9 protein-coding genes are annotated in these 24,219 nt (G+C 62.9%); 5 read left to right on the top strand and 4 right to left on the bottom strand.

Annotated elements, in window-relative coordinates; genetic code table 11:
- Positions 1–4: 4 nt before the first annotated feature.
- Entirely contained in the window at positions 5–1,357 is a 1,353-nt protein-coding gene (locus JBE38_RS23300; RefSeq protein ID WP_090371658.1) for a Fic family protein, read from the bottom strand.
- A gap of 56 nt (positions 1,358–1,413) precedes the next feature.
- Positions 1,414–3,048 (bottom strand): pyoverdine maturation tyrosinase PvdP, encoded by a 1,635-nt coding sequence (gene pvdP / locus JBE38_RS23295; RefSeq protein ID WP_205345221.1) that lies wholly within the window; start codon positions 3,046–3,048, stop codon positions 1,414–1,416.
- A 141-nt stretch (positions 3,049–3,189) separates the two neighbouring features.
- On the opposite strand from pvdP, the gene pvdM reads away from it, so the two are divergent.
- From pvdM to pvdO, 3 genes are read left to right on the top strand one after another with little or no spacing between them, the layout of a single operon-like run.
- A complete protein-coding gene (gene pvdM, locus JBE38_RS23290; protein ID WP_090371662.1) occupies positions 3,190–4,539 on the top strand; it encodes a pyoverdine-tailoring dipeptidase-like protein PvdM in 1,350 nt (449 codons plus the stop codon).
- Positions 4,540–4,558: 19 nt separating this feature from the next.
- Positions 4,559–5,827: a pyoverdine-tailoring periplasmic protein PvdN gene (gene pvdN, locus JBE38_RS23285; protein ID WP_090371664.1), complete on the top strand. Its 1,269-nt coding sequence runs from the start codon at positions 4,559–4,561 to the stop codon at positions 5,825–5,827.
- A gap of 31 nt (positions 5,828–5,858) precedes the next feature.
- On the top strand, positions 5,859–6,731 hold the full coding sequence (pvdO, locus tag JBE38_RS23280; protein ID WP_090371665.1) for a dihydropyoverdine dehydrogenase: 873 nt from the start codon (positions 5,859–5,861) through the stop codon (positions 6,729–6,731).
- 124 nt (positions 6,732–6,855) lie between these two features.
- Here pvdO and JBE38_RS23275 read toward each other — a convergent pair whose 3' ends face one another.
- Positions 6,856–7,683: a N(5)-hydroxyornithine transformylase PvdF gene (locus JBE38_RS23275; RefSeq protein ID WP_060755323.1), complete on the bottom strand. Its 828-nt coding sequence runs from the start codon at positions 7,681–7,683 to the stop codon at positions 6,856–6,858.
- A 199-nt stretch (positions 7,684–7,882) separates the two neighbouring features.
- Here JBE38_RS23275 and JBE38_RS23270 point away from each other — a divergent pair, with 199 nt between their 5' ends.
- Together JBE38_RS23270 and JBE38_RS23265 are read left to right on the top strand one after the other, a co-directional pair.
- A complete protein-coding gene (locus JBE38_RS23270) occupies positions 7,883–9,535 on the top strand; it encodes a cyclic peptide export ABC transporter (protein ID WP_060755324.1) in 1,653 nt (550 codons plus the stop codon).
- A gap of 110 nt (positions 9,536–9,645) precedes the next feature.
- Positions 9,646–12,087 carry a TonB-dependent siderophore receptor gene (locus JBE38_RS23265; protein WP_205345220.1) on the top strand — a complete coding sequence of 814 codons (2,442 nt, stop codon included), beginning with the start codon at positions 9,646–9,648 and terminating at the stop codon, positions 12,085–12,087.
- A gap of 293 nt (positions 12,088–12,380) precedes the next feature.
- On the opposite strand, the gene JBE38_RS23260 is transcribed toward JBE38_RS23265, so the two are convergent.
- Entirely contained in the window at positions 12,381–24,218 is an 11,838-nt protein-coding gene (locus tag JBE38_RS23260; RefSeq protein ID WP_205345219.1) for a non-ribosomal peptide synthase/polyketide synthase, read from the bottom strand.
- Position 24,219 lies beyond the last annotated feature (1 nt).

Genomic DNA, 24,219 nt, shown 5'->3' with positions numbered 1-24,219 from the left:
TCCCCTAACTCGCAGATGCCAGCGCCTTCAAGTTGGCTTGCCCATCCTCTCGTGCCACATACAGGAACGATTTACCTTCCTGGACCTTGAACAGCACTTTCATGCCCAGCAGTTTCTCAAGGTCCTTACGTGCGGTATTTTCCGAGATGTCATAGTCGTGGGTGAGTTCCTTGGGGGTGAATACACGTCCCGGATGCTGGAGCACTTTCTTCAAGAAATGAGCCTGGCGATAATTCAGTCCCTCCTTCAACTCCAGCGTGTCCACCCACCCCATCAGTTCCAGGGCTTCTTGCCGTTTCCCTTCGAAGTAATCCATAAAATCATGGATGGCGCGCTCGATGATCCGCAATTGGTAGATGACGAAGTAAGTCAGATCAAACGCATCGGTTTCGGTGTAGATATAGGAACGGCCATATTGCATCGGGGCTTCTTTGAGCAGCGTACTGATGGAAATGTATTCAAACGGCCAATAGCCACTTTTGAGCATGAACCAGTAAAACAAAGAACGTGCGGTTCGCCCATTACCGTCCCTGAAGGGATGCTCATAACCGATCATGAAATGCAGGATGATGGCCTTCACGACTGGATGGATAAAGTGCGTGCCACCCTGACCGTCATGCCGCTCGTTCGCAAACCGGCAAAGCGCCTCAAGCCTGTCCGGCAGCAGCGCCGCCCTGGGGGGTTGATGGACCACTTCATCAGACGCCCCGCCGACAAAAATATCGTCATGGATCCTGATATGCCCCGGATGGACGTCTTCCTCGTCTATTCCCGCTGTAGCAATGCCGTGAAACTCGCAGATCAACGCAACAGAAAGCGGTTCGTCTTTGTTAAATTTGGCATGCCGCATCAGGTGATAGTTGTTAAGGATCATCCGCTCATCGTCGTTCTGTGGCGCACGCTCCTTAGCCAACATGTCCTTGGCGATTTTACGGGTCGTCGCCGCACCTTCCAGTTGAGCACTGGAAATCGCCTCCTCCATCATCAATGAGTCCACCAGATACTGGGTGTTGTCCCGATATTGGGGCGATGCCGCCGCCGCGCCTCCCAACCGGGACGTGATCGACTCAACAGCGTGAATCACCGCATCACAAAAATCAGTGTTGTATAAGAAAAAAGGGCTGTCGCACTCGCTGCGCAGCTCAAGCGTCTTGCTCCCACAGGCCCGAGCCATCTTGATGGCGGCCCATGCGGCGTCCTTGTCGACACCCGGTGACGGATAGCGGCGAAATTCATCCCAGTGCAAATACCGCCCTTTGCCGTCAACCGCCTTGTATTGGCGTGCCAGCTCAAAAATCTCCAGGCCGTATTGCTTTAACAACACCGCAAAGTCGGCTGGCTTATGGATTTTCGCCATCGCTGAAACTCAATTTTCAAAAATTGAGTTGATCCTTGCGCGCCGGCTGCCGGGTGTCAAGCCTGACCCTCGCGCTTGACCTTCAAATGCCGCGCATACCACGGCCGTTGCGGCACGCGCTTGAACCAGCCCTTGAGCAGGTCTTCATCGGTGCCGAAGGTGATGCGCAGGGCCAGCTTCATGGTTTCCGGGTCCATCTCCATTGAGCGGCCCATTTGCAGCCCTGGCGTGGTGCTGCAGCCGTGGGTATCGGGGCCCAGCCACGGGTCGTCGACTTCGACCCAACGACCTGGGGCAAACCAGGCCACGCCGTTGACTTCGCGGCGGCTCACTTCGCCCGGGTGGAAGCGTTCATGAGCACGGAACCAGTCTTCGATGCGGTCGTCGATCCAGCCGTGGAAATGCCAGAACACCGGGTTGACGTGGGAGGAGAACGGGTCGCCGAGGAAGTCGTTTTCGGGCGCATACCAGCGGGCGGCAAAGTCCGAGGGGTCGCGGGCGAAAGGCACCGGGGCACCATTGGACGGGTCGCGAGGTACCGAGGCCCAGCGCATGTGCAGCCAGTCATGCAGGCCCAGTTCCATTTCCGAGCCCAACTGGCCCAGGGTCAACTTGGCCAGGTAACGCGGGTCACGGTATTGCGACTCCCACACCTGGAAGTTGCTGTGGTAAGTCTCGGCCGCCTTGATGTCACCAACCCACTGGGTGTAGTCGGCATCGTCCGGGGCCGACCAGGCCGGCGGCAGCGCGAAGCCGTCGTGGTTGTCGAAGTAACGCAGGAAACCCAGGCGGTCGCGTTCCAGCGCCGGTTGCGGTTCAGGGAATTGCGGCCATGACGGCAGGTCCTGCATGGAGCGCGCCGTGCCGAGCATATGCCGGTGCATGAAGAAGAAGTCGATGCCCGAGCCGTTGCGGTCCTTGCGCTGGCCTCGCGCATCACGCTCCTGGCCACGCGGGCCGGGCTGCCAGCCGATGCCGCGCAGGGCGTCGCGTTTCTCCTCGGAGAGCTTGTGCCATTGGTCGCGGGTGGCGTGCCACAGCTGGTGAAACAGGCGATGCTCGGGCGAGATCAACCAGGCCAGCAACGTGGGATTGAGGCCGATACGCTGGCGGGCTTCGGGGAACAGCTGTTTGTGCGCGACAAAACGGTTGTCGCGTTCGGTCAGCGCCAATGGGCGATTGAGGTCGAGGATCTGCCCGGTCAGAGTACCGCTGCCGGCGTTGCCGAAATCGGCCCAGACTTCATCGAGGGTCATCTTGAATTCATAGGCGGGGACGCCGGCGGGCGAATCGCGGTCGATCAGCCGCCAATAGAGCAAGGCGCCCTCACCCGTCACCAGATCGCCCAGCACGCGGTAACGCGGCTCGCCTTCGGCGCGCAGGTTGTCGGCGGTGTCCAGGTAACCGCGCAGGCCACGGCCACGGGGGGCGATGTCCAGCAGCAGCGCCAGGCCTTGCGAAGGCAAACCCTTGAGGCCGGCATCGCGCCCTTCCAGGCGCAGGTTCCAGACGCCACGCAAGGTATTGGCCAAGTGCTGGCCTTGGGTATCGGCCAGGTCGACCGTGGCTTCGCCGGGGGTGATGGGGAACGCTTCTTCGCGCGTCAACTCACGATGGGCATAAAGGGCCGCCGGCACAGCCGCGCCGGTCAGCGCCAGGCCTGCGATGAACCCACGTCGAGAGATCGTCATTGTCTACCTTAGGAAACGGCTTAATCAGAGCTAGAACGTTTGCAGCCCGGCAAAATTTACCGGTGCATCGCTGGCTCTAAATTTCCCCCGCCATCGCTCGTTCCTCCCTGATAGCAAAGGCCGCAACTGACTGAGATGGCAATGACAAAACCACGTTCGAAAAAGGCGCTGTACATCGGCCTGCCGCTGGCACTGGCGATCGGTGCCGGGGCCGGTTTCCTGGCCTGGGATCACTGGTTCAAGGGCAATGCCGGTTACCCGCTGGAGGTGATCAAGCAGGCCAACGAGATGCAGGACCGTTTGTTGTCTTTCGACAGCCACATCACCGTCCCCCTGGATTTCGGCACCGCCGGCAACGAGGCCGACAAGGATGGCGGCGGCCAGTTCGACCTGGCCAAGGCGGCGCGTGGTCGCTTGTCCGGCGCGGCGCTGACCATTTTCGGCTGGCCGGAAATCTGGAACGGCCCCAACGCGCCTCACAAACCCACCGAGGGCTTTGTCGAAGAAGCCCGCCACGAGCAGGAGGTGCGCTACAAGATCATCTCCGGCATGGTGCGCGACTTCCCCAACCAGGTGGGCATCGCCTACACCCCGGATGATTTCCGGCGCCTGCATGGCGAGGGCAAGTTCGCGATTTTCATCAGCATGCTCAACGCCTACCCGCTGGGCAACGACCTGAACCAGCTGGACCTGTGGACCGCGCGCGGCATGCGCATGTTCGGCTTCAGTTACGTGGGCAACAACGATTGGTCCGACTCTTCGCGGCCACTGCCGTTTTTCAACGACTCGGTGGACGCCCTCGAGGGACTGTCGGAGATCGGCAAGCAAGCCGTCCACCGCCTGAATGACCTGGGCGTGATCATTGATGTGTCGCAGATGTCGACCAAAGCCCTGGAGCAAGTGGCACAGACGAGCCGCACGCCGCTGGTGGCCTCCCACTCGGCACCGCGGGCGTTCGTCGACATCCCGCGCAACCTCAGCGACAAAGAGCTGCAATTGATCAAGAACAGCGGCGGCGTGGTGCAGATCGTAGGCTTTTCCGCCTACCTGCGCCCGCTGAGCCAGCCAACCCAGGACAAGCTCAACGCCCTGCGCGCACGCTTCGACCTGCCGCCCCTGCCCAACCTGGCCGTGGCCTTGATGCCCGGCGACGCAATCATTGCCGCATGGCCCGAACAGCGCTTCGGCCAATACGCCAGTGCGCTGTACGCCATCCTCGACGAAGAACCCAAGGCCACCCTCAAGGACCTGGGCGACGCCATTGACTACACCGTACGCAAGATCGGTATCGATCACGTCGGTCTCGCTTCGGACTTCAACGACGGCGGCGGCATCCAGGGCTGGGAGAACGTCGGCGAAGTGCGCAATGTCACCGCCGAACTGATCCAGCGCGGCTACTCCGAAGCCGATATCGCCAAGCTGTGGGGCGGTAACTTCCTGCGGGTCTGGGACCAGGTACAAAAAGCCGCCAAGCCTTTGGCCAACCGTTAATCACCGACGAAGTAAGTCCATGACCAACCGCCGTACTTTTCTCAAGCAGGCCGGCGTACTCGCCGCCGGCCTGCCGCTGCTGCCACAGGCACTGGCAGCACCAGCCACACCGCTGGCGAACGACCCATGGACGGGACTCAAGCAACTGTTCAACCAGGACCCGGATTACCTGCACTTTTCCAACTTCCTGGTAGCGTCACACCCCAAGCCCGTGCGCGACGCCATCGAGCGCTACCGCATGCAGATCGACCGCAACCCCGGGCTGGCGATGGACTGGGACCTGCAGGAAACCTGGAAGCGCGAAGGCCAGGTCCGTGAATGGGCCGGGCGCTACCTGAACGCCACACCGGCGCAGATCGCCCTGACCGGCAGCACGTCCGAAGGCTTGGCGATGATCTACGGCGGGATCAAGGTGCGTGCCGACCAGGAAATCCTGACGACGGTGCACGAGCATTACGCGACCCAGAACAGCCTGGATTTTCGCGTGCAGAAACAAGGCACCCAGGTGCGCCGCATCGCGCTGTTCGACAACCCCAGCCAGGTGTCCGCAGATGAAGTGCTGGGCAATATCCAGCGCAACCTGCGCCCCAACACCCGCGTACTCGGCATGACCTGGGTGCAATCGGGCAGCGGCGTGAAACTGCCGGTCGGCGAGATCGGCAAACTGGTGGCGGAACATAATCGCAACCGTGACGACCAGGACCGCATTCTGTATGTGATCGATGGCGTACACGGCTTCGGCGTGGAAAACCTCAACTTCCCGGACATGCACTGCGATTTCTTCATCGCCGGCACGCACAAATGGATGTTTGGCCCACGCGGTACCGGCCTGGTCTGCGCCCGCGAAACCGAGAACAAGTACGTCACGCCGATGGTGCCGACCTTCTCCGAAGACACCAACTTCGCCACCACCATGACGCCCGGCGGTTATCACGCCTTCGAGCATCGCTGGGCGGCCGACGAGGCGTTCAAGCTGCACCTGCAACTGGGCAAGGCGCCGGTGCAGGCGCGCATCCATGCCCTCAACAGCGAATTGAAGAACCAGCTGCTGGCTCACCCACAAATCGAGCTGGTCACACCGCGCAGCCCCGAGCTGTCGGCAGGGTTTACGTTCTTCCGGGTCAAGGGCCAGGACAGCGATGCGGTGGCCGCGCACATGATGAAAAACCGCGTGGTCATCGACGCGGTCGACCGTGATGTCGGCCCGGTGATCCGCACCTCCCCCGGCCTGCTGAACAGCTCGGATGAGATACACCGTTTCATGACCGTGCTGAGCCAGCGGTTGTGACTCCCATTCTTCCTTTGAACGAGGCGTCCCCATGATTGCATTGCGACTCAAACCCTTGACCACGCTGGCGCTGACCGCCCTGTGCAGCACCTTGCTGCCGGGGTTGGCCCAGGCCGCCGCCGCGCAACCCGGCAAAGTGTTCAAGGACTGCAAGGACTGCCCGGAAATGGTGGTACTGCCCGCCGGCACGTTCACCATGGGCACACCGGAAGACGAAGTCGGCCGCGAGCCCGATGAAGGCCCGATGCATGCAGTGACCTTTGCCAAGCCGTTCGCCATGAGCCGCTTCCAGGTCACGGCCGGCGAATGGGACAGCTACGTCCGCCAGACCGGCGTCAAGATCGCCAATGGTGACGACCGCCCTGGTCGTGAATGCATCGCCAGCAAACCGCGCTACCCCCAGGGGCCGCGCCAGCCGGCGGTGTGCATGGACATGGACGACATCAAGGCTTACGTGGCTTGGCTGTCGAAGAAAACCGGCCAGCAATACCACATGGTCAGCGAAGCCCAACGCGAATACGCGGCCCGCGCCGGCTCCACCGGGCCATTCCCCTTCCCGTTCGATGAAGGCAAGGGCTACAGCATCGCCCAGCATGCCAACACCTATGGCCCGGCGGACGGCTACAGCTATTCATCGCCGGTGGGCAGCTACCCGCCGAATGCGTTTGGTCTGTATGACATGCACGGCAACGTCTACGAACGGGTCGCCGATTGCGAACACCCCAACTACATCGGCGCCCCGACCGACGGCAGCGCCTGGATGGAGCCGAACTGCGAGTCCTACCAGATCCGCGGCAATGACTGGGGCGAAGCACCGGTATTCTCGCGCTCGGGCAACCGCAACAACATCTACCCGCAGACGCGGGGCGACTGGATCGGGTTTCGCGTAGTGCGTGATCTCTAGCGCACACTCTAATCCCCTGTGGGAGGGGGCTTGCTCCCGATGGCGGTGTATCAGTCACGGTTTCTGAACCTGACACACCGTCATCGGGAGCAAGCCCCCTCCCACACTTGGGTCACATGCAAGTTCAGCCCTGCTGCGCCAACCGCTCCAGCCCTTCATGCAACGCCGGGAACAAGCTGTTGTTGAAGTTGTTCCAGCGCAGTTCAAGGATGGTGTCCTGCGGCGATATCTCGGTGTTGAGCACGTCGTGGAAGACTTCACCGGAGTCGATACCGTTGTCCACGTAGTGGAACGACGCACCGGTCAGGTACAGCGGTTCGCAAGGCTTGGTCTCTTTGGTCGCCCAATCCACCACCGCCTGGCCACGCGCTCCGTACAACGCATTCCAGGTGGCATAGGCGCCACGGCGCTCATAGGGCGACTCGAGGCGGGTAATGCCGGGGTGGATATTCATGATGCGTCGGGCAAACGGCGCGCCGGGGCGTACCAGCTCATCGAGGATCACCAGCAAACCGTCCAGCACCACGATATCGGCCTTCAACTCCACCAGCGTGTCGTGCAGGCGACGCTCGAAATCCTGCTTGCCGGCGATATGTTCCGCGCTGCCACGCGGCAAGCGACGGTAGGTGGACGGCACACTCAGCAGCAGGTCGTTGACCAGCGTGCCCTGCACCCGCAAGTCCGCCGGGTACAACCACTGGCGGCCAGGCTGGTAGGCAAAGCCATAGTCGCTGACCAGTTGCTGGTCCCGTGGGTTCTGCTCGTCATCGTCATATACCACGCCCACCAGGTTGTAGCGCTGGCCCAGCGGCGTGTCATTGAGGGATCCCACCAGAAACTCCAGCACCGACTTCATGTAGCGCTCGTGGTCCTTGTAGGCCACCGGCTGCCCGGCCTTGTCGGCGGCGGCATTTCTCAGGGACCACACATAAACCAGGTTCTTTTTCGTCATTGTTTCGCTCTCGCTGAGGGGACTGCGCAGCGCGTGGATACACGTGCGCCTACAGCACAAGAACGAACCAGCGTCGCGGCAATTTATCCGGCGTGGCCGCCGCCCGGCGCGCCGAGCTAAATCCTTGCGCCGACGCTTCGTTTGTCAGGGGTAAGGGTCTGTGTGCCCAGCCCCTCTTTTCACTCTCCGGGATGTACTTATGACCGACCCCAAACGCGGCGCCTTCAATGGCCTGCTCGCCCTGCTCAGGCCCTTTCGTATGATCGTGACGGTCTCCGTCGCCCTCGGCATGGCGGGCGGCCTGGCCATTACCCTGCTGCTGGCCACCATCAACAATGCCCTGCACTCGGCCAACGGCATGACCCAGGGCGTGGTGCTGACCTTTGCGGCGCTGTGTGTTGTGGCGCTGGTCAGTTCGATCATCTCGGACATCGGCACCAACTACGTCGGGCAGCGCATCATTGCCGCCCTGCGCAAAGACCTCGGCGAGAAGGTGTTGTCGGCGCCCATCGGGCAGATCGAACGCTATCGTTCCCACCGCCTGATCCCGGTGCTGACCCACGATGTCGACACCATCAGCGACTTTTCCTTTGCATTCACCCCGCTGGCCATCGCCGCCACGGTCACCCTCGGTTGCCTGGGCTACCTGGCCTACTTGTCGGTGCCGATGTTCCTGATGATGGTGGTGGCGATCATCATCGGCAGCGCCGTGCAGTTCATTGCCGGCGGCAAAGGCATCCAGGGTTTCGACCTGGCGCGCAGCCATGAGGATGAATTGCAGCGTTACTACAACGCGATTGCCTCCGGCGCCAAGGAGTTGCGCATGCACCGCCCACGGCGTTTTCGCATGAACACCCACCGCATCCAGGAAACCGCCGACCGCATCAGCGACATCCAGGTGCGCTCGGTCAACATCTATATCCTGGCCAAGACCTTCGGCTCGATGCTGTTCTTCGTGGTCATCGGCCTGGCCCTGGCGATGCAGGCATACAACCCCAACCCGGATCCCACGGTGATCACCGGTTTCGTGTTGGTGCTGCTGTACATGAAAGGCCCCCTGGAACATCTGCTGGGTTACCTGCCGGTGGTGGGCAAGGCGAAGATTGCCTTTGGCCGTATCAGTGAATTGTCCGAGCGTTTCTCCTCGCCCGAGCCGCACCTGCTGATGGATGACAGCGAGGCGCCCAAACCGATGGTCAACAGCCTGGAACTGCGCAATGTGAGCTACAGCCCGCCGGCGGTCGAGGGTAGCGCGCCGTTCCACCTGGGGCCGATCAACCTGAGCATCAAGCAAGGCGACATCGTGTTTATCGTCGGCGAAAACGGCAGCGGCAAGACCACCCTGATCAAACTGCTGCTGGGTTTGTACACCCCGCAGTCGGGTGAAATCCGCCTCAATGACGAGACCGTGACCGACCCCGAGCGCGACGATTATCGCCAGCTGTTCACCACGATCTTCTCCGACTATTACCTGTTCGATGACCTGGTGCAGGGCAGCGCCACGCAGTCGCTGGACAGTGCCGCCAAATATCTGGAGCGCCTGGAAATCGCGCACAAGGTCAGCGTCAAGGATGGCGTGTTCAGCACCACCGACCTGTCCACCGGCCAGCGCAAGCGCCTGGCCCTGGTCAACGCCTGGCTGGAGGAGCGCCCGGTGCTAGTGTTCGACGAATGGGCCGCCGACCAGGACCCGGCGTTCCGCCGGATCTTCTACACCGAGCTGCTGCCGGACCTCAAGCGCCTGGGCAAAACCATCATCGTGATCAGCCACGACGACCGTTATTTCGATATCGCCGACCAGTTGGTGCGCTTGCGTGCCGGCCAGGTGGTGCACGCGCTGGAACCGGCGTGAATTTTGTTTTCCGGTTTTCTGAGGTAGGAACGTCTCACTAGTGGTAATGAGAACCAGCCTCAATTAACACCTAGAATTTGCCCACTTAAAACCTAGAAGAGAAAGCATCCATGCCAGCACGACTCGGCCTCAGCCCACTGAGCAAGGCGTTAACCATGCGCCGGGCCCTGAACATCAACCTTCTTCCAAGCGCCTTGGGCCTGGCAGTATCGTTGCCGATCGCAGGCTATGTGCAGGCTCAGGAGATCGAGTTGAATATTCCTGCCCAGGCGCTGGGGAGCGCACTCCAGGAATTCGGGCGCCAGGCCAACGTGCAGGTGTTGTACAGCCCCAGCGATGTGCAGGGCAAAAACAGCCGTGCGGTCAAGGGCAAGATGGCGCCACAGCAAGCCATTGACCAGTTGCTGGCGGGCACATCGACCACCCACAGCCTCAACGGTAATGCGTTGACCGTTGCTGCTGCCGGCGACACCACTGCCCTGGAGCTGAGCCCCACTCAGGTCAACGGTAACGTGCTGGGCAATATTACCGAGGGCTCCGGCTCCTACACCCCAGGCACCATCGCCACCGCGACGCGCCTGACCCTCACGCCACGCCAGACCCCACAGTCGATCACCGTGGTCACCCGCCAGCACATCGAAGACTTCGGCCTCAACAACGTCGATGACGTGATGCGCCACACCCCGGGCATCACCGTGTCGGCCTATGACACCGACCGCACCAACTACTACTCCCGGGGTTTCTCGGTCAACAGTTTCCAGTACGACGGCATTCCGTCCAGCGTGCGCAACGTCGGCTACTCGGCGGGCAATACCCTGAGCGACATGGCGATCTATGACCGTATCGAAATCCTCAAGGGCGCCACCGGCCTGCTCAACGGCGCAGGCTCCCTGGGCGCGACCATCAACCTGATCCGCAAGAAGCCCACCGCCGACTTCAAGGGCCATGTGACCGTGGGCGCAGGCTCGTGGGACAACTATCGCAGTGAAGTCGATGTCAGCGGCCCCTTGACCGAGAGCGGCAATGTGCGTGGCCGGGCGGTGGCGGCGTACCAGGACAAGAAGTCCTTCATGGACCACTACTCGCGCAAGACCGAAACCTACTACGGCATCACCGAATTCGACCTGTCCCCGGACACTATGCTGACCGTCGGCTTCGACTACCAGGACAACATTCCGAAAGGTTCCAGCTGGTCCGGCGCGTTCCCGCTGGTCAACTCCAACGGCAGCATCAACAAGATGCCGCGCTCCTACAACAACGGTACCACCTGGAGTTCATGGGAGCAGAACACCCGTACCGCCTTCGCCATGCTCGAGCATGACCTGGGTGACGGCTGGGTGACCAAACTGCAACTGGATCACAAGATCAACGGCTACCACGCTGATCTTGCATCGATTCAGTTCGTCCAGCCGGCCGCCGACGGCACCGCCGAGATCAACGGACAGAAATACACGGGTGAAACCAAAAGCACCTCGGCCGATCTTTATGCCACCGGGCCGTTCAGCCTCTTTGGTCGTGAACATGAATTGGTGGTGGGCGGCTCGATCGGTACTTCGCGCTGGCAGGGCAAAGGTTACTGGTCGCCGGAATGGCCGCAGGGCAACAAAGTCGATTTCTACAACTGGAACGGCAAGCTCGGCAGGCCAATCTACGGGCCGGTGCAGCAGTACATCGACGACACTATCCGCCAGAACGGCTACTACGTGACCACACGCTTGAACGTGATCGATGACCTGAACGTGATCCTCGGCGGGCGCGTGGCCAACTACCATGTCACCGGCAATAACCCTTCGTACAAGGAAACCGGGCGGTTCATCCCTTACGCCGGGGTGATCTACGACCTCAACGACAACTTCTCCGCGTACGCCAGCTACACCGATATTTTCCAGCCCCAGGAAAGCACCTATAAGGACCGCGACAGCAAACTGCTGGACCCGGACGAAGGGCAAAACTACGAGCTGGGCCTCAAGGGTGAGTTCTTCGACGGCCGCCTGAACACCAGCATCGCCTACTTCGAAGTGCACGAGACCAACCGGCCGATCTCGGACGACGCCTACAACAACCAGACGCCAACCCCGAACAACTACGCGTTCAAGAGCTCCAAGGCGGTCACCAAGGGTTATGAGGCAGAAATTTCCGGTGAGCTGAGCCCGGGCTGGCAAGTCCAGGGCGGCTACACCCACAAGATCGTGCGTGACGACGACGGCAAGAAAATCTCCACCTTCGAGCCCGAGCACCAGGTCAACCTGAACACCACCTACAAGCTCAAGGGTGACCTCGACAAGTTCACCATCGGCGGCGGCGTGCGCTGGCAGACCAAGGGCTGGCAAGAGGTCTGGAACCAACCCCTCAACCAGAACCAGGACATTACCCAGGAATCCTACTGGCTGGTGGACCTGATGACACGCTACCAGGTCACCAAGAACCTGTCGGCAACCGTCAACTTCAACAACATCTTCGACAAGTCCTACTACACCAACGTGGGCTTCTATAACTCGGCCGCCTACGGTGAGCCGCGCAACGTGATGGTCAGCACCCGCTGGGACTTCTGACCTGAGCCCTTGACCACCCAGCGTGGTCGAACAAACGCCCGATGAGAGCCCTGCTTTCATCGGGCGTTTTTTTATACCTGCCCCCTTGCGACCGAACCTTGTGCGGGCTGGCCCTACTGCCAATCAGTTAAGCGATAGAACGAACGATGGACAACCTGTGGGAGGGGGCTTGCTCCCGATGGCGGTGTGCCAGGTTCAGAAACCGTGACTGACACACCGCCATCGGGAGCAAGCCCCCTCCCACCGTGACCGCGTTAAGCCTTAACCGACTGGCATTAGGGCGAGCCCGCTCGCTACATGGCGGCCACCAGGCTGCTGATGAACGCGGCGCTGTCGATGATGCCGTCATGGTCGGTATCGATCATCACCGAACGCTCGATGCGCCCCTGCCCGATCACTGTCGCCATGCTCTGCTCGATCAGGTCCTTGAAGCGCCCTGCCCGGCTCATGGACGCCCACCAGCAACTCACGGGGGCCTTGATCGGCTTGAAGTCGGATGCCGTCATGCGTTCGCTCAGGGCCCGGTCAACCTCCCAGGAGATCTGCGCCTCATTGCCACGCAGCAACTCCTCCTTGATCGCCGTGAAGGCTTCGCCCAGGGTCTGTTCGGCCCAGGCGACGAACACCGACCACTGCCGGTCCTCAGCCTCGCGCTGACACGCCTGCCAGGCGTCCTGGATCTGTTCGGCAAAGGCCGGGAACATCACCCCGAGCAAGGCCGCACGTCGCTCGTTGGCCGAGACCTCGCGATCATCCTGGGTTACCACCGCATCCCAATACGGCTTGAGCCATTGCGGCGGTGCCGAGTCGATCCAGCCGACAAACTCAACCTCGCGCCCGGCCTGCTCCAGGCCATAGGCGACTTCCATCGCCAGGTTGCCACCCAGCGACCAGCCTGCCAGGCGGAAGGCGCCCTGGGGCTGCGCCGCCAACAGTTGCGCCGTGTAATCCTCGACCATCGCCTGCCACGGCGGCACCGGCGTACCGGCTTCGGCGAGTGCGCGGCAGATCACCCCGAACACCGGACGCTGCTCCCTGAGTGCCAGGGCAATCGCGGTGTAGCAATGCACCGAGCCGAAGCTTGGGTGGAACATGAACAGCGGTGTGCCTTGCGTCTGGCTGTTGAGCTTGACGATCAGCGAGCGACGCGTGTCGCCCTGCAAGCAGTTGACCTGGCCGCGCACGGTCGGGTTGAGCATCAATTGGCTGATGGACAAATCGACCTCGCTGAGCTTGCGGATCCGCTCCTTGAGCATCAGTACCAATAACGAATGGCCGCCCAGCTCGAAGAAGTTGTCGTTCAGCCCAACCCGCTCCACACCCAGCACGTCGCTCCAGATCGCCGCCACCTGTTGTTCCAGCTCGGTCTGGGGCGCCTGATAGCGCTCGGCGCCCTGGGCCTGGGGCTTGGGCAAGGCCTTGCGATCCAGCTTGCCGTTGGGACTCAACGGCATCTGGCTCAGGACCACCCACTGCGCCGGCACCATATAGTCCGGCAACTGCGCGCCCAGATGGGCCATGACCGCGCCCTTCCAGTCGTCCTCTGGCTGTTGCAGCACCACATAACCCACCAGGTAAGCCGCATCCACCGCCAGCACCGCCGCTTCACGAATACTCGCGCGCTCCAGCAGGCGCGCCTCGATTTCTCCCAGCTCGATCCGCAAGCCGCGCAGCTTCACCTGGTGGTCGATGCGCCCGGCGTATTCGATCACGCCGTCGTCGCGATAACGCGCCAGGTCACCGGTGCGATACAGCCGCTCGCCGCTGCCGAACGGGTCAGTCACAAAGCGCTCGGCGGTCAACCCCGGACGGCGGTGATAACCCCGCGCCAGGCCCTTGCCGCCCAGGTACAACTCGCCCAACACGCCCACCGGCGCCGGCTCCAGGTTGCCGTCCAGCACGTAGCAAGCGAGGTTGGCGATCGGTCGACCAATCGGGACGGCATCGCGACCCTCCTCCACACAGGTCCAGTGGGTCACGTCGATAGCCGCCTCGGTGGGGCCATACAGGTTGTACAACGCGGCATCCGGCAGCTTGGCAAACACTTGCTGCTGGGCATCCGCAGGCAAGGCTTCACCACTGCACACAATGCGTTGCAGGCTATGGCACGAGGTAACCGCCGCATCCTGCAGGAATGCCTGCAACATCGACGGTACGAAGTGCAGCGTGGTGATGGTCTCGGCGTTGATCAACTTGACCAGCCGGGCCGGGTCACGATGATCTCCCGGCGCTGCCACGACCAGGCGCGCGCCGGTCATCAACGGCCAGAAGAACTCCCACACCGACACGTCGAAGCTGAACGGGGTTTTCTGCAGCACACTGTCACCGGCATCCAGGCCATAGGCTTGCTGCATCCAGCACAACCGGTTGGTCAGGGCGTTGTGGCGATTGCCGGCGCCCTTGGGTTGGCCGGTGGAACCGGAGGTGTAGATGACATAGGCAAGGTTTTCGCCATCGACCGCAATGCCTGGGTTGTGCTCGGCATAGTCCGCCAGCCAGGCGTCACCCGGCTCCAGCACCAGGTGTTGGACGCCCTGGGGGATCGGCAATTGCGCCAGCAGGTGACCCTGGGTCAACAACAAGGCCACGCCGCTGTCTTCGAGCATGTAGGCCAGCCGGTCACGCGGGTATTCCGGGTCCAGCGGGACGTAGGCGCCGCCGGCCTTGAGCACCGCCAACAGGCCCACCACCATTTCCAGCGAACGCTCCAGCGCCAGCCCGACCAGCACGTCCGGCCCGACACCCTCGGCGATCAAGCGATGGGCCAGGCGGTTGGCTCGCGCATTCAACTCGGCGTAGCTCAGGCACTGCCCGCCAAACACCACGGCCGGCGCCTGCGGCGTACGCACCACCTGTGCCTCGATCCATTGATGCACCGCCTGATCCAGCGGATAAGTCTCGGCCGTGGCGTTCCACCCCAGCAGCACCTGCTCGCGCTCGTCGCGGGCCAGTGAAGGCAATGCACCAAGGCGCTGCGAGGCATCGCCGGCCAGTGCTTGCAGCAATTGCTGGAAGTGCTCGGCCAGGCGTTGAATGTGCGGTGCGCTGAAGCACTGGCGGTTGTAATTGAACTCCAGGCCCAAGGTATCGCCAATCGCCAGCAGCACGGTCAGTGGATAGTGGGTCTGCTCCAGGCTGTGTACCGCACCAAAGCTCAGCCCCGACGGCGCGCTCTGCTCCAGCGCCTCGGACACCGGGTAGTTTTCGAACACCAGGATGCTGTCGAACAACGCCTCGCCGCCCAACCCGGCCCAGCGCTGGATGTCGAACAACGGCGTGTGCTCCTGCTCACGCAAGCGCACGTTCTGTGCCTGCACCTGTTGCAGCCACTGGCTGACCGTCCATTGCGCGTCCGGCGTCGCCACCACCGGCAGGGTGTTGATGAACAAGCCAACCTGCTGCTCGATGCCGCGCAGTTCCGCCGGGCGCCCGGCCACGGTGGCACCGAAGGCGACCGTGGCCTGCCCGGTGTGATGCTGCAGCAGCAATAGCCAGGCGCCTTGCACCAAGGTATTGAGCGTCACTTTGTTGCGCTGGGCGAAGGCTTTCAGCTGTTCGGTTTGCGCGGCATCCAGGCTCAGGCGGTATTCGCCGTTGGCCCCAGGTTGCGCGTCGCGCACCTCACGGGCCAGGCGGGTCGGCTCACGCAGGTTTGCCAGCTGGTCCTTCCAGAACGCTTCGCTGACCGCCTTGTCCTGTGCCTGCAACCAGGCGATGTAGTCGCGGTAACGCCCGGTCGGCGCCGGCAACGCTTCACCGGCGTACTGCTGCAACACTTCGCCAAACAGCTGCGAACCGCTCCAGCCGTCCATCAACATATGGTGGTTGGTGTAGATCAGGTGATAACTCGACGCTGCGGTACGCACCACCGACAAGCTCAACAACGGCGCCTGCTCCAGCACAAAACCCTGGGTCCTGGCGGCCTGCGCCCTGTCATCCAGCGCCTGGGCGCTATCTGCACGCTCGCGCCAATCGAGTTCGGTAAACGGCAGGCAGGCCTGTTTGTAGACCACCTGCAAGGGTTGCTCAAGCTCGGTCTGCCAGAGGAAACCACTGCGCAGGATCTCGTGACGGTCGACCGCCGCCTGCCACGCCTGGCGAAAACGCGGGACGTCCAGGCCCTGCACATCGATACGCATCTGGTTGATGTAATCCCCAGACCCAGCGCCATACAACGACTGGAACAACATGCCTTGCTGCATGGGCGACAGCGGATACAGGTCTTCGACCTCACCGACATTCAGCGGCAAGGCATCCAGTTGCGCTTGCGACAACCGCGCCAAGGGGAAGTCCGATGGCGTCACGCCCTGGCTGGCCGGCTCACAACAGTGATCAATCAGCGCCTTGAGTTGCGCGGCGTAATCGTCGGCCAGTTGCTGCACGGTCGCTTCGTCAAACATGGCTTGGCTGAAACTCCAGTTCAACTTCAGCTCGCCGCCGTACACCTGGCCGTTGATCTCCAGCCAGTTGCCCAAGGGTGCATCGGGGCTCTGCTCGGCACCGCTGGCGTCACCGGAGGGCGCGAACAGCCCCTCTTGCTCGCCGCTGTCGAAACTGGCGTCGAACTGCCCCAGGTAGTTGAAGGTAATGCGTGGGCGCGGCAAGGCGGCCAGCGCCTGTTGCGCCTCGGGATTACCCAGGTAGCGCAGCGCGCCAAACCCCAGGCCCTTGTCGGGCACCGCGCGCAGTTGCTCCTTGATCTGTTTGAGGGACGCGGCCAGGGAGTCCGCCGGCACCAGTTGCAGCGGATAGAGGCTGGTGAACCAACCGACCGTACGGGTCAGGTCGATCTCGTCGAACAGGTCTTCGCGCCCATGGCCCTCCAGGCGGATCAACATCGACGCCTCACCCGTCCAGCGCACGATGACTCGGGCCAGGGCCGTCAGCAGCAGGTCGTTGATCTGGGTCCGGTAGGCACTCGGCGCGTCTTGCAACAAACGACGGGTATCGTTCGCGTCCAGTTGGGTGCTCACGCTCAACGCCAGGCGGTTGCTCAAGCTGGCGTGCGGGTCAGCCACCGGCAAATCGGTCGGGCTGCCCTGCAACTGCGTTTGCCACCAGCCCAGCTCCTGCTCCAGCGCCGCGCTGCGCGCATAGGTTTGCAGGCGTTCGGCCCAGGCGCGGGTGGCGCTGGTCTTGGCCGGCAAGACCACTGGGGCACCTTGGGCGAGCTGCTGATAAGAGCGTTGCAGGTCTTCCAGCAGGATGCGCCAGGACACGCCGTCCACCACCAGGTGGTGGATCACCAGCAGCAAGCGCTGGGAGCCGTCGGGCAATTGCGCCAGCACCGCACGCAGCAAGGGGCCGGCCGCCAGATCAAGGCTGCGCTGGGCCTCGTCGCCCAGGGCGTCGAGCTCCTCGACCTGGTTCAGCGACGTCTGCCACAACAGCTGATCCGCCTGATGCAGCTGCGGCTCGCGATACGTCGCGTTCCAACCCGCCGCGTCCTCGACGAATGCCGTGCGCAAGGCGTCGTGGTGCACAATCAGCGCTTGCAAGGCCGCGACCAGCAGCGACGCCTGCAATGGCTGGTGGGGCTGCAGCACCACGGACTGGTTCCAGTGGTGACGCTGGGGGATTTCATCGGCAAAAAACGCCTGCTGCACCGGCAGCAGCAACAACGCGCCGGTCTGCGCCGACTGGTCCAACTGCACCGCGCCCTCGCCTTCACGGGCCACGGCAGCCAGGCTCTGCACGGTCTGGTGCTGGAACAGGTCCTTGGGCGTGAACCGCACGCCGGCCTGACGCGCGCGGCTGACCACCTGGATCGAAATGATCGAGTCACCGCCCAGTTCGAAGAAGTTGTCGTGCAGCCCCACCTGCGGCAAGCGCAGCACATCGGCCCAGATCGCGGCGATCTGCTGCTCCAGCTTGCTCTGGGGCGCCACATACACCTGCTGCAATTGGCTCACATCCGGCTTCGGCAAGCCCTTGCGGTCCAGCTTGCCGTTAGGCGTCAGCGGCATGCGTTCGAGGAACAGCAGATGCGTGGGCACCATGTAGTCCGGCAGGCGGGTTTTCAAGGCGCGACGCAGGGCTTCGCGGCCGTTGGACTGGGCCACGGCGTCGTCCAGCAGGGTCGGGTCCAGGGGCACCACATAGGCCACCAGTTGCTTGCCGGTCGGGCCTTCCTGCGCCACCACCACGGTTTCACCCACGCTGTCCTGCTCGCGCAGGCGCGCTTCGATTTCGCCCAGTTCGATGCGGAAACCACGGATCTTCACCTGATGATCGACACGCCCCAGGTAATCCACTACGCCGTCCGGGCGTCCACGGGTCAGGTCGCCGCTGCGATACACGCGGCTGCCGGGCTTGCCGTACGGGTCCGGCACAAAACGCTCGGCGGTCAACGCCGGACGCTCCAGGTAACCCCGCGCTACGCCCTCGCCGCCCAGGTACAACTCACCCGCCACGCCGATGGGTTGCAGGTTCAACTGCGCATCGAGCACGTAACCGCTGCGGTTGCCCAGCAGCGTGCCAATCGGCGCATACACCGCCCCGCACGGGTCGCCCTGACGGGCTTTCCACAACAGCGGCGTGACCACGGTTTCCGTCGGGCCATACCCGTTGAACAGGTAGGTCGGGCGCAGTGCACGCCAGGCCAGGTCATAGCTCGCCTGCGCCACCGCATCACCGCCAAAGCAATACACACGCACGGCCGGCGGGTTGCCGTCACGCTCGGCATGCTCGGCCAACTGTTGCAGGTACACCGGCGGGAATACCGCCATGGTCACCTTGTGACGGTGCATCTGTTCGTAGGTGTATTCCGGCAGCCATAGGCTGTCGTCGCGGATCAGCACGCTGGCGCCGTTGATCAGCGGGTGCATCCAGCCTTCGTGGGAGCCGTCGAAGGCGAAGGACATGAAGTGCAATTCGCAATCGGTCGGCCCGGTTTCATAGCGCTCGCCGGTGGCGATGATGTGCGCCACCAACGGCCCATGGGACACCGCCACGCCCTTGGGCAGGCCGGTGGAGCCGGAGGTGTAGATCACGTAGGCCAGGTTGTCGCCGTATAGCGTCACTTGCGGCCCACTGTCGCTGTAATCTGCCCACACCGACACCTCGTCGATTGCCAGGGCTTGCAAACCGTCGGGAATCGGCAACCGATGCTGCACCGCCGAATGGGTCAGCAACAGCTGGGAGCGGCTGTCCTGCATCATGTACAGCAGGCGATCACGCGGGTACTCGATATCCAGCGGCACGTACACGCCACCGGCCTTGAGCACCGCCAGGAAGGCCACCATGATTTCGGCACTGCGCGGCATGGCGATGGCCACACGCACTTCCGGCCCCACGCCACGGGCGATCAGCGCATGGGCCAGGCGGTTGGCCTGGCGGTCAAGCTCGCCATAACTCAGGGTTTGCGTATCGAACTTCACTGCAACGGCGTCGGGGTTCTCTCGGGCGCGGTCGGCGAACAGTTCATGCACCAGGCGCTCGGCCGAGAAGCCGGAATCGGTGCAGTTCCAGCGTTCGAGAATCTGCTGTTGCTCGGCAGCATCCAGCAACGGCAGTTGGCTCAGGGGTTGTGCAGGGTTGGCGACCATGCCTTGCAACAGGTTCTGCCAATGCCGGGCCATGCGTTGCACGGTGGCGGCTTCGAACAGGTCCTGGGCGTACCCCAAGGTCGCCCAGATACCTTCGGTAGACTCCTGGATATCCAAGTCCAGATCAAAGTGGGCGGTCTTGCTTTCCCACTCCAGGCCTTCAACCCGCAGGCGTGGCAGTTGCTGCTGCACCTGCGCCTGGCCGACATCGGTCTGGTGGTTGAACATCACCTGGAACAGCGGGTTGTGGCTAAGGCTGCGCTCCGGCTGCAGGGCTTCGACCAGTTGCTCGAACGGCAAATCCTGATGCGACTGAGCCTCCAGCGCCCGCTGGCGGGTATGTTGCAGCAACTGCTCGACACTCATCTGGCCGTGCAGATCGGCCTTGAGCACCTGGGTGTTGACGAAGAAACCGATCAGGCGTTCGGTCTCGCTGCGGTTGCGGTTGGCGATCGGTACGCCGACGCGAATCTCTTCCTGGCCACTGTAGCGGTGCAACAGGGTCTGGAACGACGCCAGCAAGAGCATGAACAGCGTGACGCCTTGTTGCTGGGCCAACGCCTTGAGCTCCACCGTCAACGCCGGCGCCAGTTCTATAGCCAGGCGCGCACCGCGATGGCTTTGCACTGCCGGGCGCGGGTGGTCGAACGGCAACTCCAGCACGCTTTGCTCACCGCCGAGCACGTCGCGCCAGTACGCCAACTGACGCTGCTTCTCGCCGGCATCCATCCACTGGCGCTGCCACACGGCATAGTCGGCGTACTGGATCGGCAACGCCGGCAGCTGCAAGTCCTGGCCCTGGCTGTAAGCAGCATACAACTGCACCAGTTCCTCGACCATCAACTGCATCGACCAGCCATCGGAGACGATGTGATGCTGCACCAGCACCAACACATGTTCGTCCGCCGCCAGGCGCAACAAGGTCACGCGCAACAATGGGCCTTGTTGCAGATCGAACGGCTGGGCGATCTCTGCCTCGACCCGCGCCTTGAGCTGGGTTTCATCGATATCCACCTGGGTGATGGGCAACCTCGCAAACGCCTCGATCACCTGCACCGCGCCTGCATGCTCCTGGCGGATATGGGTACGCAGGCTTTCATGACGGGCCAGCAGCGTGTCAAAGCTGCGTTGCAGCGCGGCATGGTCCAACTGCCCGTGCAAACGCAGTGCGCTGGGGATGTGATAGGCCGCGCTGTGGGGCTCCAATTGCCAGAGAAACCACTGCCGTTCCTGGGCGTACGACAGCGGCAACGGCTGTTCGCGACCGGCCGGCAACAAGGCCGGAGCCGTTGGCGCGCTGTTGTCCTGGACCTGCATCGCGGCCACGAAGGCTTCCAGGCGCGGGTGTTCGAAGAGCGCCTTGAGCGGCACTTCCAGGCCCAGCGCCTGGCGAATACGCGATACCACCTGCATTGCCAGCAGCGAATGCCCGCCCAGTTCAAAGAAGTGCTGGTTCAAACCGACCCGCTCGACACCCAGGATATCCGCCCAGATTGCCGCGACTTGCTGCTGCAACGCGCTGACCGGCGCCAGCCATGCCTGCTGCAGCGGGCTGCCGTCCGGCTTGGGCAGCGCCTGGCGGTCCAGCTTGCCGTTGGGGTTGAGGGGCATGCGGTCAAGGAAGATCAGGTGCGCGGGCACCATGTAGTCCGGCAGATGCTCGCGCAGGGTTTGCATCAATAGCTCGCCCGCCGCTACGCGCTCGGCTTCGGACAATGGCTGCGTCGGCACCAGATAGGCCAACAGTTGGTTGTCGGCCGCCAGCAACAGTGCCTCGCGCACGCTGTCCTGGGCCAGCAGCAAGGCTTCGATCTCCCCCAGTTCAATACGGAAACCGCGGATTTTCACTTGGTGGTCGACACGCCCGACGTACTCGACCACACCGTCGGCGCGATAACGCGCCAGGTCGCCGCTGCGATACAGGCGCTCGCCGGCGGCGCCGAACGGGTCGGCGACAAAACGCTCGGCGGTCAGGCCCGGGCGCTGCAAATAGGCACGGGCCAAACCGCTGGTGCTGGCGATATACAACTCGCCCACGGCCCCGGTCGGCAGCAGGTTCAGGTCTCCGTCCAGCACATACAAGCCGCGCCCAGGCAGTGCACGGCCAATCGGGCTGGCCGTGACGCCAACCACGCTGGCGGGGTCGGTACAATCGAGCACGCTGGACACCACCGTGGCTTCGGTCGGCCCGTAGGTGTTGAGCAGGCGCACATGGCCCAGTCCCGCCCGCTGCCACACCATCGGCCCATCCAGCGGCATGGCTTCGCCGCCGATATGGATCTGGCGCAACGCCCCATAACTGCGTGGTCCGGCGGCCAGGCAATCGTGCAGGAACAGCTTCCAGTAGGCGGTTGGCAAGTCGGCCAGGGTAATGCCCTGGGCGATGATCTGCCGGTACAACTCGGCGCCGTCCCACAGCTGCGGCCCGCGCAGAATCACGCTGGCACCCAGGGTCAGCGCCGGGTACAGCTGCTCGACGAAACCATCGAAGTTCAGGGTCGCGAACTGCAACACCCGGTCACTCGGGACCAGCCGTGAATAATGCGCCGCGATACCGGCGAACTCACTCAAGGCGGCATGGTTGATGGCAACGCCCTTGGGTTTGCCGGTGGAGCCGGAGGTGTAGATCACATAGGCCAGGCTCTGCGGTTCAAAAGCCCGTTGCGGATTCTCGTCGCTGTACTGCGCCAATGCGCTGTCGGCAAGGTCAAGGTCCAATGCCGCCAGCCCCGCCGGCAACGGCAGGCGCGGGCGCAAGTGGGATTGGGTCAGCACCCGTTGCGCGGCGCTGTCTTCAAGCATGTGCACCAGGCGTTCACGGGGATACTGCGGATCAAGTGGCACATAGGCCCCCCCGGCCTTGAGCACCGCCAGCAGGCTGACCACCATCGCAAAGGAGCGCTCGACGGCAACGCCCACCAACACTTCCGGGCCGACGCCCTGGTCGATCAGGTAGTGCGCGAGACGGTTGGCCTGCCGGTTCAATTCGCCGTAGCTGATGACCTGGTCATCCAGCACCAGCGCCGGATGCTCGGGTTGAGCCTGGGCCTGGGCCTCGAACCGATGATGCACCGCCTCGGGTTCGGCGGCCGTCGCCGGGGCATTCCAGTCGTGCAGCAGCGCGTGGGTTTGCGCGGTGCTCAGCATGGCCAGTTCCGCGAGACGGCAGTGAGGCGTGCTGACGATCGCCGCCAGCAGGTTCTGCCAATGCTCGGCCAGACGCGTGATCGTCGCGGCGTCGAACAAGTCGGTGGCATAGGTCAGCGCCGCCCAGAACCCTTCGGCGGACTCATGAGTGTCCAGGCTCAGGTCGAAGTGGGTGGTGTGGTTGTCCCAGTCCAGCTCCACCACGCGCAGGCCCGGCAGTTGCTGGCCGTCGCGGCCGCCCTGGGCGTCGGTCTGATGGTTGAACATCACCTGGAACAACGGGTTATGGCTCAGGCTGCGTTCCGGCTGCAAGGCCACCACCAGTTGCTCGAATGGCAGGTCCTGGTGGGCCTGGGCTTCGAGGGCGCGGCGTTTGGTCTGTTGCAGCAGCTCGGCGAAGGTCATCTGCCCGTCAAGGTCGGCCTTGAGCACTTGGGTATTGACGAAAAAGCCGATCAGCCGCTCGGTCTCGACGCGGTTACGGTTGGCAATCGGCACGCCGATACGGATATCCGACTGCCCGCTGTAGCGATAGAGCAAGGTCTGGAACGACGCCAGCAACAACATGAACGGCGTCACGCCCTCTTGCTGCGCCAGGCGTTTGAGGCCCGCGACCAGCGCCGCAGGCAGGTGCACTTGCAGGCTCGCACCGCGATGGCTTTGCTGGGCAGGGCGCGGGCGGTCCAGGGGCAGTTCCAGCACCGGTTGTTCGCCGCCCAACAGAGTTTGCCAGTACGCCAATTGACGCGCTCTCTCCCCCGCCTCCATCCAGCCGCGTTGCCACAGGGCGTAGTCGGCGTACTGGATCGGCAGCGCCGGCAATTGCCGCTCAGTGCCCTGGCTGAAGGCCGCGTAGAGTTGCACCAGCTCCTCGACCATCACCTGCATCGACCACCCATCTGAGACGATATGATGCTGCACCATCACCAACACGTGTTCGTCTTCAGCCAACTGCAACAGGGTCACCCGCAACAGCGGCGCCTGGTGCAGATCGAACGGCCGTGCGACTTCCGCTTCCACGAAGGCCAGCAACTGCGCTTCTTCAATGCACGCCTGATGGATCTCGACCTGCGCCTCGGGCAGCACCGTTTGCAGCACCTGTTCGCCCTGCTCGACCAATCGGGTGCGCAGGCTTTCGTGACGGGCCAGCAGGCTGTCGAAGCTGCGCTGCAGTGCCGTCAGGTCCAGGCGCCCCTGCAAACGCAGGGCACCGGGTAGGTGGTAGGTGGCGCTCTCTGGGTCCAGTTGCCAGAGAAACCACTGGCGCTCCTGGGCGTAAGACAACGGCAGCACTTCGGCATCGTGACGCGTGGGGGCAATCGGCAGTTGAGCGAAACTCATGCCACGGCTTTGCAAGCGCTGGTAGAACTGCTGGCGCTGCTCCAGAGGCAATCGAAGAAAGCGCGACACCAGATCGATATTGGGGTTGGAAAGCATG

It is taken from the genome of Pseudomonas sp. ICBG1301 (assembly GCF_016918385.1).
GTDB lineage: Bacteria > Pseudomonadota > Gammaproteobacteria > Pseudomonadales > Pseudomonadaceae > Aquipseudomonas > Aquipseudomonas palleroniana.
Note: the sequence above shows the minus strand (reverse complement) of the source record. Positions and strands in the feature narration are given on the sequence as shown.

Bases quoted from the DNA above. Each gene is read 5' to 3' on its own strand.
- pvdP (WP_205345221.1), bottom strand. From the start codon at position 3,048: ATGACGATCTCTCGACGTGGGTTCATCGCAGGCCTGGCGCTGACCGGC.
- JBE38_RS23275 (WP_060755323.1), bottom strand. From the start codon at position 7,683: ATGACGAAAAAGAACCTGGTTTATGTGTGGTCCCTGAGAAATGCCGCC.
- pvdM (WP_090371662.1), top strand. From the start codon at position 3,190: ATGACAAAACCACGTTCGAAAAAGGCGCTGTACATCGGCCTGCCGCTG.
- pvdN (WP_090371664.1), top strand. From the start codon at position 4,559: ATGACCAACCGCCGTACTTTTCTCAAGCAGGCCGGCGTACTCGCCGCC.
- JBE38_RS23300 (WP_090371658.1), bottom strand. From the start codon at position 1,357: ATGGCGAAAATCCATAAGCCAGCCGACTTTGCGGTGTTGTTAAAGCAA.
- pvdO (WP_090371665.1), top strand. From the start codon at position 5,859: ATGATTGCATTGCGACTCAAACCCTTGACCACGCTGGCGCTGACCGCC.
- JBE38_RS23270 (WP_060755324.1), top strand. From the start codon at position 7,883: ATGACCGACCCCAAACGCGGCGCCTTCAATGGCCTGCTCGCCCTGCTC.
- JBE38_RS23265 (WP_205345220.1), top strand. From the start codon at position 9,646: ATGCCAGCACGACTCGGCCTCAGCCCACTGAGCAAGGCGTTAACCATG.
- JBE38_RS23260 (WP_205345219.1), bottom strand. From the start codon at position 24,218: ATGCTTTCCAACCCCAATATCGATCTGGTGTCGCGCTTTCTTCGATTG.